Source organism: Marinomonas spartinae (genome assembly GCF_900089775.1).
Lineage (GTDB): Bacteria > Pseudomonadota > Gammaproteobacteria > Pseudomonadales > Marinomonadaceae > Marinomonas > Marinomonas spartinae.
In genome coordinates this window covers 14,011-26,467 of sequence record NZ_FLOB01000015.1, presented here as the reverse complement: position 1 = coordinate 26,467, position 12,457 = coordinate 14,011, and the positions used below count along the sequence as shown (strand labels likewise).

Sequence of the window (12,457 nt, the reverse complement as noted above, 5' to 3'; positions counted from 1 at the left end):
ACGGCATTTTTTTGTTCCATCTATAGGGGTAAAAGTGGCTCAATGAACCGTTTTTTAGGGGTGAGTTTTTAATGAAAGAATATCTCTATATTTTATATTTTTATGAATTTATATCTCATTATTTCGATTTTTTAATGTTTTTAAGATCAATAAAAATCAAAATTAGAAAGCACATTTCATCTTGGTTTCGGTAGTCTGGTTACAACTTCACTCACTAAGGAATGACTATTATGAACTTACAAAAATTTGAACGTTACCCACTGACATTTGGCCCCACACCTATCGAAAAGCTAAGCCGCCTTTCTGAGCATCTCGGTAATATTGAGGTCTATGCAAAGCGCGAAGACTGTAATTCTGGTCTTGCCCTCGGAGGCAATAAACTGCGTAAATTGGAATACATCGTACCTGATGCGATAGCCTCGGGTGCGGATACACTAGTAAGTATTGGTGGTGTGCAATCGAATCATACTCGTTTGGTTACAGCGACAGCCGCCAAGATTGGTATGAAATGTCGTTTGGTCCAAGAAAGCTGGGTACCATTTGAAGATGCTGTGTATGACCGCGTTGGTAACATCTTAATGAGCCGTGTCATGGGGGCTGAGATTGACCTGGTCGATGAAGGCTTTGATATTGGTATTCGTGAGAGTTGGAAAAATGCCATTGAAGACGTGAAAGCCAAAGGCGGCGTTCCTTATCCTATTCCTGCCGGAGCGTCCGTTCATAAATATGGTGGCTTGGGTTATGTCGGTTTTGCTGAAGAGGTGCGTGAGCAGGAAAAAGAGCTTGGCTTTAAATTCGACTACATTGTGGTTTGTACGGTAACCGGGTCGACTCATGCGGGGATGGCGGTAGGTTTTGCCGAAGATGGTCGTTCACAAAAGGTGATTGGCATCGATGCATCAGGAACGCCCGCTCAAACTCGAGATCAGGTATTAACCATTGCTCAGCAAACAGCAGAGTTGGTGGAATTGGGCCGCGAAATAACAGCTGAAGACATCGTCATTAAAGAAGATTATGCCTACCCTGCTTATGGTGTGCCATCCAATGAAACCAACGAGGCGATTCGTTTGGTTGCACGTTTAGAAGGCATGATGACGGACCCTGTTTACGAGGGTAAATCCATGCAAGGTTTGATCGATTTGGCGCAAAAAGGCTTCTTCCCCGAGGGCTCAAAGGTGCTTTATGCGCATTTAGGCGGTGTGCCTGCTATCAATGGTTACAGTTATATTTATCGTAATGGTTAATTTCGAGAAAATGCCTGGATTCCATTAATGGGATTTTGTTTATTGATAATCAAGGCATCCATGAGGTGCCTTTTTTTTGCGTCATGTCGCTGGCAAGGACAAGCCTAGAAATCCAAGGGGGCGTTGTCCTTGACTTCTTTCATCACAAAAAACGTACGCAACTGGCGCACGTTCGGTAAAGCGAGTAATTGCTCGCTGTGCAGTTTATTGAAATCGGCAATGTCTTTTACGCGAACTTTGAGAAAGTAATCAAAATCCCCTGCCACAAGATGACAGTCCAAAACAAAGGAAAGTGTCGCGACGGCGAGTTCGAAGGTGGCGAAACTTTCTTGAGTCGAGCGATCTAATACCACACCAACCAAGACTAATGCACCGCGTTCGACTTTTTCCGGTTCAATCAAAGCCCTGACTTCACTGATATAGCCGTCTTTAAACAGCTGATGGGTGCGCCGATGGCAGGTTGCGGCACTCACATTTACTTTTTCTGCTAAATCAGCGTTGCTTAGACGGCCATCTTGTTGCAGTAAGCGCAGAATCTTTTTATCAATTTTATCCATTTAACGGTTCCGTTTTATGGGCCATGCGAATAACGGTCATTATAAACAAAAAATGCCCCTTACTGTGTTTTAGTAAGAGGCAGGGGAGCTAAAGGTTAAAAATCGTTATATTGAGCTTAATCCAGTGAGAGCGGACATGGCGACTCATGCTTCAGAGTACCCTTGGTCAAGTTATCAAAGCAATGCCATTGGAAAAGAGATTGCACTGATTACACCGCACAGTGAATCCCTTAATCTTGGATAAGGATAAAGAAGACACACACTAGGCTCGAGTATTGGACGATGATCGTTTTAAAGCTGAAATCGAGGATAAAACAGGCAGGAGAGCGAATCCTTTAGGGCCAGGAGGAGACAGGAAATCCAAGGCATTTCAAGATAAGAAGAATCAATGACATTGACCCTATAGGTACTTTTAAAAGTTCTAAAAATAGCATGGCGTCTCTTGTCTGAAACGCCATTGTTCAGAGGCTACCATCAAAGGTTGGCCTTTCATCTCAATTCACCTATGAGTGTCGCACTTATTATCTGAAATCAAGTATCACCTGGTTAAATAATAGATTCTCATTAAGAATTGATTTTATTTAATTTGACCGTTGCTTCTTGAGAAATTTTATTAATATCAATTCCTTTGCTTTCAAGTAATTTCTCAAAAATGGGTAGTAAATCGCCGAGAGTTTCATGTAATGTATCTTTAATAGTATCTACGACTACTTGCGTCCCTCTCTCTATTTCTATATTTAGATAGTCATTGATCGATTTTAATTCAAATGTTGTTGATTTTCTTGTTTCAGGTATAAGCCAAACTTCGAACCAATTATTTTCTTTATCTACTTCAGATAATGTTAAGCTTGCTCCGTTAATTGCTATATATCCTTTAGGAAATATATATTTTTTCCAATGCGAAGGTAGGTGTATTCTGAGACAATAATTATCACCATCTTGTTTAATATTAAGTATTTTTGTTTTAAAATCAATATGCCCAGATAAAGGATGTCCACCTATCTCAGCACCGTCTTTTGCAGCTCTCTCAACATTAACATAAGTTCCATTTTCAAAAGTGTTCAGAGTTGTCACAATTAAACTTTGAAGCATTATGTCAAAGTTTGCTTTTTTATCTGTGATAATTTCTGTTACGGTTAAACAAACACCATCTACAGCGACACTAGCACCAATTTCTAACTCTTCGCAGAAGTTTTCTTTAAACTCTAATTGAAAAGTTTTGATACCGTTTTTTTCTTCAATGTCGATAATTCTAGCAACTGATTTTATAATCCCTGTGAACATTTTTACCTCATTTTATTTTTTTGATACAATATATGCTTAATTCAGAAAAGTCTTATTATGCTCTTGTAGTTATTTCTGAAAACTTCATTTTATGAGAGTCGTGATTCAATAGCTAGGCTACTTTGTTGGGCCGATTCGGTTGTGGAATTAATAGGCTCAGAGTCATTGAGTTTTATTTAATTAGAATCAATGGCACCGACTCTATTCATTCCAAGTGGGATTATGAATGCACACATTATTCCCTAGCCAGTAGTACCGTTTTGTGTGTAAACAAACGCTTCACGGTATCCAGCTTCATTGGCAACTGAATATACTGCCCGGCTTGCCATAACTCGACTTGATCCGCAAAGTTGTCACTGCCGATCCAACCATCTTGACCGCCTATCATTACAAAGTAATTACTGTCTTCATCGCTCATATCACTGATATGACGAATACAAGAACCAAAACTGACTTTGTGTTTTTTACTGACTAATGGGTGTCCAGTTTTATTTACCGTGTTAGCTCCACCGCTTGCTGGCACATCCGCGAAGCGATAACGACGGCCAATAAAGGGCAGATGTGCAAACATATGGTCAAATCGTAAACGGTGAATATCTCCCCAGTTCGAATGATGGGTAAGTTGTTTACTTAGCTTTTTAAGACCTTTAATGACAGCATTCGCCAATCGCTCAGTTGCCACCTCTTGAAGGTCATCCAACAAACGAGAATAGGCCATCCAAATCGTCTGATAATGTTTTGCTGTTTTCATCAGTTGCAATTGCTTAACGACTTCACAAAGCAAAAGTTCAAATGCCAAAGGTTCAACACGCTCCGCCTGATAACCGCCATCCCATTCTTGTAATAAGAAAATCATACTTTGTAAGTTGGCGGGGTACTGCTTGTCTTTAATACTGCATAAAAACAACTGACATAATGGCAATGCACTGGGCATAAGCACATCGAGCTGACTGTTGCGAAAGTCGGCAAAGGTCAGTTTACGATCTTGTTGATAAAGCGCGGTTAACCTTTCACTGCGATCAAATGGGGAAAAGAAGTAGCCCACAGGGAAATCACTGTTTTCTGGACGTTGATTGGCGGATACCACAAAACCTTGTTCAGTATCTACTCTGACAGGCATATCTTTGGTGTTCGCCATATCCTGCCAATTTTCTGCTGCACTGCTGGGTAAAATAACATCTTCTGGTGCCTGATTTGGACGTTTTGGCAAATGACCTGCCAGACAATGACCCGCTCGCTGGCCGTCACCACCCACGGCGATCATATTCAAGCCAGCAACACCAAATGGCGTCAATGCGTCATGAAACTCATCCCAACTTTTAGCACTGGCGATGGTCAATAAAGCGCCTATTTCATTACTCGCCTTGTGTCCTTGCCAACGCATCGACACTGCTTGATCACAGCGCATCAATTTACCATCTGAAACCATGGGTCCAAGTGCCGTCCGACGCAGTTTGATTTTACGAGGTCGGCTCCAACGAGGTTGAATTGTTTGCCATTCTTCTTCGATTTGTTCATCTGTAAAGCCGGACACATCGAACAAATCACTGCTTTGCGCATGTAGGTTGGTAGCTCCCCAAGCAATATGCTGGTTTCTCCCCAATAGGAAAAATGGAATACCCGGCATCATAGCCCCAACCAAATGCATACCAGGGGCTTGTGCACCAATAAATAGGCAAGGGCTGGGAGCGGCAATCGGCAAATGTGGGTCGCTGACAATGGCAGCATAACCACTTTCAGTACGTTGGCCGGAAATCCCTGAGGAATTACTGCCACTTCGAGTTTGTAACGCCAATACATGTTCTGCACTAAACCGACCTTGTGCCGCATAGGCACTTGGACTGTCGGCGTTTACCAAAGTAGGCCATAACGCTCGCCAATCTTTCGTCGACATGCTTCTACGAGCTTTCAACAATTTTAACCACACTAACCAACTGATGTCGGCGGAATTAATGCGTGCAAAGGTCATCAAATCTTCCATCGTCCATGGCTTTGGTTGAATCCCCAGCACTTTACATTCGTGTGGCAGCTCAGGGCAATGACAAATGGCTGTGTTCAAGCCTGTTAGAAAGTTATCTGTCCACTCACGAGTCTCTGAATCCATTGTCGCTATCATCTCAGGCACTGCCTTAGCGATATCCAATAAGCGTAGAGAACGATCAATTTCAGCGCCCAGTGGACCAATCAGTTCAGAGATTCGTCCCGTTCCCAAGTAGCGCATGATTTCAATTTGTGCCAATCGAAGGTGGCCGTGAATTAAGCCTAACGTTTGTGCCAGATCGGTCTTTGATTGCGCATTCACAAAAGGAACCTGATGATGATTCCAATATATGTCAACGGGAGACCCCAGTGTTAGCTTATCCGTTGGCAACATAGCCAGACGTTGCTGCAGTGTTTTAGGGGGGGGGGTGGTGATAAAAGCTTTACCAATTACCCCTAGGCCAACCAATACTCCCCAGCATTTATCGAAAAATCCAAACTCTTTATATTGCGTCATGCAATGTCTCCTTGCCAAAACTAAATCCATGTTTTAAATAAGTTACTAACCTAGGGATAATGACAATTGGGGAAGAGTAAAATTAAATCTACTCCTTAGCTAATCATCTTTGATCAATGGGGTCAGTGTCACCGGTTTTTATCTAATTAAACGATAGCCTTTCACATTCTCACTTTAACGCATGGAATGGATTGTTAATGGCTCGTTTATCTTATTTCTATCTCCCTGTTTATACTCACTATATTATCCAGAGCGGAAACAACTATGCAGCGTGCTTTTTCGATGACGCTAACTAGAAAGCGTATCTCTCTTTTCCACTTTTTCTACCAAATTAGCGTTGCTTGGACAGCCATTTTGTTGCAATAAGCACAGAATCTTTTTATCCATTTAACTGTTCCGTTTTATGAGCTATGTGAATAAAGGGCATTATAAAAAATTCCCCTTACTGGGTTTCAGTAAGGGGCAAGGGAGATAAGGTTAACAATAGTGCTTTTTAGAACCGCCAATTTTAGATACGGAAGCGAGCTACTAAACTGCTGAGTTTATTAACATCTGCAATCAGGCGTTGTTTGATGTCCACGGCTTTTTGTGTGTGTTCCACATTCGATGCCGCTGTCGCCATCACGTCATTAGTTTGCTCGGAAATGTCTCCTGCGTGTTGATTTTGCTCTTGAATTGATAGGGATATTTGTTGGTTGGTTTGGCTAAGCGTATTGATCGAGTCCATGATGGTGTTGAACATTTCTATGGTTTCTTGTGCTTGACTTGAAACACCTTCGGTAAGCTTTTGCGATGAGCGCATGACTTGTGCAGCATCAGCCGAGCCTTTTTGGATACGCTCAACGACGGTTTCTATTTCGAGAGTGGATTCATGAGTACGATTTGCTAGGCTACGAACTTCGTCTGCTACGACTGCAAATCCTCGGCCTGTTTCTCCAGCACGAGCCGCTTCTATTGCTGCATTCAGTGCTAATAAGTTGGTTTGCTCTGCGATCTCTCGAATGACATTTAAGACATTGCCAATATTTTGTCCGTCGTTTTCGAGGGTGGAGACAACGGAAGAGGCTTTCTCCATTTCATCAACAACCGAATGGAGTGATTGCAGTGTTTGGGAAAGGTTGGTTTGTCCTTTAGTGGAATTGCTTGTCGCTTCGACGGCCATTTCGCCACACTTGTTGGCATCAGCAGAGACCTCGCCTAACGCCTGTGACATGGCGCTGACAGAATTGGATATTTCATTGGTACCCTGCTGTTGATGTTGGGATAGACGATCCACTTGTTGAAGTGTGTTATCTATTTGTTCTGCAAAGTGTTGTGTTGAGGAGACGGTGGAGGACACTTGTTTAATAATAGAGTGAACAAGGTCGATAAAGCCATTTAGATGTTTTGCTACTTCGGCTATTTCATCTTTGCCTGAACTGTTGAGACGCGTCGTTAAATTACCATCGGTGCTACTCAAGCCTTCTAAAACGGTTATCATTTGGCGCAAAGGTCGAATAATCAGGCGGTTTGCTGCCAATGCAATGATGGCAGAAAGGATTAGCATAATACCTAAACTGATGTAGTTATTGAGTTCAACGTTATGAATAACGGTATCTAAGCCAGCAGCGCGGGTTTCAACTTGACTGTCTCCAACCTCTTCCAACTTCTCAATGAAGTCGAGCAATGTTGTTACATGTTCATCAAAATTTGTTAACGTCTTTGCTATGGACTCTTTGTCTCCAGACAAAATCTGCGCTTTTAAACTTTCTAGCGTCGCTAAATAGCTGTCTAGGGTTTGTAGCTCTTTAGGGTCCATTAAACCGGACGCTTTCATTCTATTAAGGGCTTCTAGAGTGAATTTGTTGGTTTCGGCAATTTTGTTTTTGGTTTCTTCAAGAGAGGCTTCGTTGGATATAAACGAATCAAGAGCAATGATTTGTGCTTGTATTCCAATTGTCCCTTCCATTGCCCCGTCTGCAGCATTCCAAGCATTTCCTGTAATGTACTTTATTTCTTTACTCACTTTGTTAATCGATAAAAGCGCAATGACTGAGCTACTTAAAACAATGATCACGAACAAGAGTATACCAAAATAAACTTTTAGCTTTATCGACATTTCCTTCCCCTCGAAGTTCAATTGATATTACATAATAGTAGTAAACAGTGGGTATAGAGCTCTTATTTATGTTCTAAAAAGGTAATGAAGTGTAAGGTCGTCAAAACTCATCACTATCTATCGCTCGCCTTTGATTGAGGCAAGAAAATGGCATCCATTTTTACACAATGGGTGAGTCTGACCTCTCAGCGGACAGTCTTCGTTATTTTTCTTTCTTTTGTTGACTTGTCTGATTGATGACGGGAGGGTGATAGTACCAACTATTGGATGACATAGGCGTTATGCTAGATCGAAGTTGATACTATGTCGACTGTCTTATCTTAAGGAAACAGGAGCGAACCTGATTGGTAAAATAGTTTCATGGTGAGGGCATTAAGAACTTGATTTAGAGGCAAGGTTCACTCTTTACCTAAATGTGAACCTTGCCTTTTTCAATTTTTCTAGGGGTAAAGCATAAAAACTAAAGGTGCTTCATAGCAACTTCCTATTAGATTTTAAGCGCAAAACCGATATCAAATTCTGTTTGTCGCTGGTCAGTTTTAGAGCTAACAGACTCATTTTTAACAGCAATATAAGGAGAGAAGGTTTTGGTTAGTTTATAAGCGGCTTCAATCTCATGTTGGTAATCATTTCGCTTTTTATCAAATAGGTTTTGGTTGCCATGGTAGTAGGTATAGGTATAGCCAAGAGTCACTTTCTCTATTTTTTGGCTAACGCCTAAATCTATACGGTCCACTTTTTTATTCTTTTTACCGCTTGCATCGGTGATTTCCTTGCGATAACGGATGGAAGCGTGGGTATCGTCGGTGATGGCTGTTTTTAATTTAAGTGAAGGTTTGTATTTGTATTCATTTTGTTTTCGAACCCAAGAAAACCCTGGTGTTAGCTGCCAATCATTATTCAATTGAATGGTATAGCTGCCGCTAATTTTACTTTCATGCCAGCGATCATCGTGAAATGCCTTTCCACTATCCCCGTTGGCTTGTTCATGAGGCTTGAACTTGAGGGCACCTGCTAATTTGAAACCTGAGTCAAATTTATGCGATAGTTCAATTTCATCAACATGGTCTTTGCTTACATCTTCGTATTGATGTTCATAGCTCAGTTCAGTGGCCGATGCATGTTGGATAAAACCGATTGCACAGGCTGCGAATAAGATGTTCAGTCGTAAGTGTCTTTGTTTCACGTTTAAGCTCTTTCTAGGTTGGAGAATTTAGGCGCCAATTTAAGTGGTTTTCGTGACATTTTTACGACATTTTTTTTACTATTTTATTTTTTGTAACTTTCAATCTCTCTTTATCTTAAATAATTGTTTTATATATCAAAGCTTTATTGTATTTTCTTTCTGTTTGTAAAAAGCTTTTGTTGGATAAGTGAGTGGGCATAAAAATAGTGATAAGAAGCTTTATTCGTCTATAAATGTCTCTATTATGATGCTTTTAGTGAATCGGAGTGTCTGTCATGTTGAAAAAAATGCTTTTAGTAACGATGTTCGTTGCTTCTTTTTCTTGCTTTGCAACCCCGCCAACTGTTCACACGATTTTTGTTACCATGAATAAACGCTTGAGTTATATGGAGGACGTGGCTTTATATAAGGCACAGCACCACAAAGCCATTGAAGATCTGCCAAGAGAAGCAATCGTGATTAAAAAGGCGGGAGAGTCGGCGCAGCAGTATCATTTAAACGCTCACAGTGTAGAGCGATTGACCAAGGCTCAAATTAGCGCAGCTAAAGCCATTCAATATCGTTACCGTGCGGATTTATTGAGTAAAACCACCAAGCAGACGCCAAGAGATCTTAAAAAAGGCGTACGACCTGCACTTATTAAACTCAATAATGAGTTGAATAGGGAGTTAGCTGCGTATTTAAAAACGGGGTATAGTATTCAGAGCAGTGACTGGAAACGTTTCCAAGCAACCGTAAACAATCGTTATTTGAGTGAGTCTGATAAGCGCATGTTGTTCAATGCACTTGAAAAAGTGGAGCGGTAATCGAACAAGGACAAGAGACCTTTGCCCGTCGTACCCAGCAAAGGTCTCCAGCTATATTTATTCTATGGTGATGGTCTTAGGTGTGTGATGAACTACCTTAAGTTGGGTGCCTGCGATGGCGGTTTTTATGGCCGCAAGAATCGACATTTTACCTTCGACAGAATGGACTTTAACCGCTCCCGTCTTGGCTAAATTTGTCCTGATAAAGCAGCCACTTGCGTGGGCCAGTTGTTGGGCCATTTCATCAAAACGTGAAAAATCTTGATTGCTCAGGTGGTAATCATATACGTCGTTACAGCTTCTGTGCTCTATTAATGTCGGTGGAGGAGGTGTGTCCACGTTTTGTTTGGCTCCAGAATCCGTTGTCGTACATCCAGATAAGGCTAACGCACCAAATAGAAGACTGAGTTTGGTGTTCATGGTTCTTCTCCTTTTTATTTTATCGAGTCGATACAGAGACTCTGTACGGGTAGATAACGCTTAAAAGCCTGCTAATTATGGCTTTCAAGCGTTATCCAAGATTAGTTCTGTCCGTCTAGAAGTGCTGATGGTTTACCGTTCAGCAGGGCTTTGCCTTTTTTTACGCTGACATCTAAATGATACATGCCATCTTTCACTACCACAGCACCTTGGTCCATTGCTTGCTTAATCAGCACGTCCGCTTGATGGCTGACTAACTGATTGTATTCTTGTGTGGTCAGTGAGTGGATGTTGGGATTATCAGCGAGCTGATCTTCAATAGCGAATTTGGCCAAATCTTTGACTAGTGCTTTATCCGCATTGATAGCTGTGCTGACGTTGGCATTAGCCAGCCAGTAGTCTGGTTGACTGAGCTGCTCGAAAGTCATTTTGTCATGAGGGACGGTAAGGTGTCCATCGAACTGGGCGTTGAATTTGCCATTCGGTAATGTTCCCTTAACGTTATTAATCACCAGTTCTGGGGTGGTTTTGAAAAATTCACCAATATGATCGTGCATAAACTGGGTCATTGCTTGGGTTCGATCAGTGGTATTTTTTGGGTCAAGTTGTTGGTTAAAGGCGACATAATCTTTAAAAAACTGATTGTTCAATTGGTTTAAGGTGACATTCATGGAAAAATTGGAGACGTTTTCATCTTGAGAGTTAAGCTGGTTAATATTGGTTTTAAGAGCTAGGCTTCCCACTTGGTCAGCACCATTTAATTGACTGTTGGCTTGGAAAACCACACCTTTGGCCGTGAATAGCGGGTCAACCTGTAGCGCTGCCATTTTGATCGTCATGTCGCTATTTTTTAGTCCACCTGAGGTTAAATCCTTTAAGTCGCCATCAAAGTTGAGTGTGGTGGATAACCCTTTTACTTCCAGAGTGGAAACGTCTTGGATGGACGCATGGTCTAGTTTACTGTCGTATGTTAGGTGGTGATTTGCCCAGCTACCATGTCCTTGATAGCCACTAAATATGACATTGCTTTTAGACTCTGACGGCAGTGTTGCAGTAAAAGGTGCGATGGTATCTTGGAAGGTGAGTTTTCCACTAAGGGTTTGAAGACCTGATAGAGTGAATAGTGGTGTGTTTTTGTCCCATTTTATGCTTTTGCGTAGGTCGTCCCCTTGGATTTGACCATTGAAAGAAAACAACGCCAACTTGAATCCCTTATCCATGATAACGGGGCCATAGTGAGCCTGAAGGGTGAGTTCGCTTTTAAAGTCACTTTGCTTCAGCTCGTGAGCCAGCTCAGGATCGACTTTTTTCAGGTCCACTTCAATTTGTAGGGTAGTTTGAGAACCAAACCAGCCATTTTTCGACTTGACGATAGTGGCATGATAAGGGGGAGTCGCATTGATGGTTTTGACCACATCGGTTAATTGTTTTTGATATTGTGATCCCATTATTTTAGGAGTAATGACAGCCACTGCTGCGATAGCGATGAGGAGAGCGATTAATAGTTTTTTCACTGACAGTTCCTTTGAGTCTTCAGTCTTAGATGGCCGCATTTTAGCGAGAATTCATGACTAAGAGGGGATTGCGCCGGTGAGTTTTGAGATTGTTCTATTTTAATTCTCAATCATGTCTAAATATAGAGAATCATTGCTAAATACAGAATGTTATTGATCTATGAAAAGGCGCCGTCAGGGCACCTTTTCAGCCACTAAATGCTTGGCTATCTATTGGAGCTTTTTGTTTACCTTCTCTAATAGAGTGTTGAGATCTTTACGGCGACCAGCGTCTGCCACGGGGCGGTTTTCTCTTGGGGCTGCTTGTTGAGCAATTTCTAAATATTTTTTGGCTTCTTTATAATCGCCATTGTCGTATAAAAATTCGCCGTAGAAGAAATTGTTATCCAGCCCTTTGGGGTTAATCGCAATGGATTTTTGTAACAGTTCTTTGGCTTTACTGTCGCTGCCAAATCCAATTGGCCAGCCAGGTACTTTATGGTACAACACACCTAAGCTGGTATAGGCACTACCTTCAGAAGCATTAGGATCGATTTTGATAGCATGTTCGAGGTTTTTCTTGGCTTCTTTAGCAAAAGATAATGCACCAAGCCCTCCTTTTGCCTGGGCTGTACTGGCTTGAATAATACCAAGCCAAATATAATCATCGGCATTGTTTGGGTCGGCTTTTACCATGGCTTTCATTTTTGTTGCCAAGGTTTTTAACGCCTCGACTTTTTTATCGTTATCCGTCATTTGATAATTGATATGGGACCATTGGTGTTGAATATCGAGCAGGGGGTTGTTGTCTTGAGCCCAAGCGCTGGACAAGAAGCCAAGGGTTATAAGGGCAACAAATAGGGACTTCATAA

Annotated in this window: 10 protein-coding genes; 2 read left to right on the top strand and 8 right to left on the bottom strand. The window is 41.6% G+C overall.

All coding sequences use genetic code 11. From position 1 onward, the window contains the following. Positions 1-230: 230 nt before the first annotated feature. Positions 231-1,244 carry a 1-aminocyclopropane-1-carboxylate deaminase gene (locus MSP8886_RS19285; RefSeq protein WP_067019827.1) on the top strand — a complete coding sequence of 338 codons (1,014 nt, stop codon included), beginning with the start codon at positions 231-233 and terminating at the stop codon, positions 1,242-1,244. Between the two features lie 104 nt (positions 1,245-1,348). Here MSP8886_RS19285 and MSP8886_RS19280 read toward each other — a convergent pair whose 3' ends face one another. The 5 genes from MSP8886_RS19280 to MSP8886_RS19260 all read right to left on the bottom strand — a co-directional run bounded on the left by MSP8886_RS19280 (position 1,349) and on the right by MSP8886_RS19260 (position 8,866). Further along, positions 1,349-1,801, bottom strand: coding sequence for an Lrp/AsnC family transcriptional regulator (locus tag MSP8886_RS19280; protein ID WP_067019823.1), 453 nt, complete (start codon positions 1,799-1,801; stop codon positions 1,349-1,351). Positions 1,802-2,365: 564 nt separating this feature from the next. Beyond that, positions 2,366-3,085, bottom strand: a complete 720-nt coding sequence (locus tag MSP8886_RS19275; protein WP_067019820.1) for a riboflavin synthase — start codon at positions 3,083-3,085, stop codon at positions 2,366-2,368. Between the two features lie 235 nt (positions 3,086-3,320). Continuing rightward, positions 3,321-5,582 carry a penicillin acylase family protein gene (locus tag MSP8886_RS19270; RefSeq protein ID WP_067019817.1) on the bottom strand — a complete coding sequence of 754 codons (2,262 nt, stop codon included), beginning with the start codon at positions 5,580-5,582 and terminating at the stop codon, positions 3,321-3,323. A 508-nt stretch (positions 5,583-6,090) separates the two neighbouring features. Beyond that, the gene (locus MSP8886_RS19265; protein ID WP_067019814.1) at positions 6,091-7,680 is read right to left on the bottom strand and encodes a methyl-accepting chemotaxis protein; all 1,590 of its coding nucleotides are present in this window, start codon (positions 7,678-7,680) and stop codon (positions 6,091-6,093) included. Between the two features lie 487 nt (positions 7,681-8,167). Beyond that, the gene (locus MSP8886_RS19260; protein ID WP_067019811.1) at positions 8,168-8,866 is read right to left on the bottom strand and encodes an oligogalacturonate-specific porin KdgM family protein; all 699 of its coding nucleotides are present in this window, start codon (positions 8,864-8,866) and stop codon (positions 8,168-8,170) included. A gap of 275 nt (positions 8,867-9,141) precedes the next feature. Between MSP8886_RS19260 and aroQ the strand changes: the two genes are divergently transcribed. Next, positions 9,142-9,672 (top strand): gamma subclass chorismate mutase AroQ, encoded by a 531-nt coding sequence (aroQ, locus tag MSP8886_RS19255; RefSeq protein WP_067019808.1) that lies wholly within the window; start codon positions 9,142-9,144, stop codon positions 9,670-9,672. Positions 9,673-9,729: 57 nt separating this feature from the next. Here the strand turns inward: aroQ and MSP8886_RS19250 are convergent, their stop codons facing one another. The 3 genes from MSP8886_RS19250 to MSP8886_RS19240 form a co-directional block, all read right to left on the bottom strand. Then, positions 9,730-10,092: a hypothetical protein gene (locus tag MSP8886_RS19250; protein ID WP_083201051.1), complete on the bottom strand. Its 363-nt coding sequence runs from the start codon at positions 10,090-10,092 to the stop codon at positions 9,730-9,732. Between the two features lie 101 nt (positions 10,093-10,193). Further along, positions 10,194-11,606 (bottom strand): DUF945 family protein, encoded by a 1,413-nt coding sequence (locus tag MSP8886_RS19245; protein ID WP_067019805.1) that lies wholly within the window; start codon positions 11,604-11,606, stop codon positions 10,194-10,196. A 210-nt stretch (positions 11,607-11,816) separates the two neighbouring features. Beyond that, positions 11,817-12,455: a tetratricopeptide repeat protein gene (locus MSP8886_RS19240; protein WP_067019963.1), complete on the bottom strand. Its 639-nt coding sequence runs from the start codon at positions 12,453-12,455 to the stop codon at positions 11,817-11,819. Between the last annotated feature and the right edge of the window lie 2 nt (positions 12,456-12,457).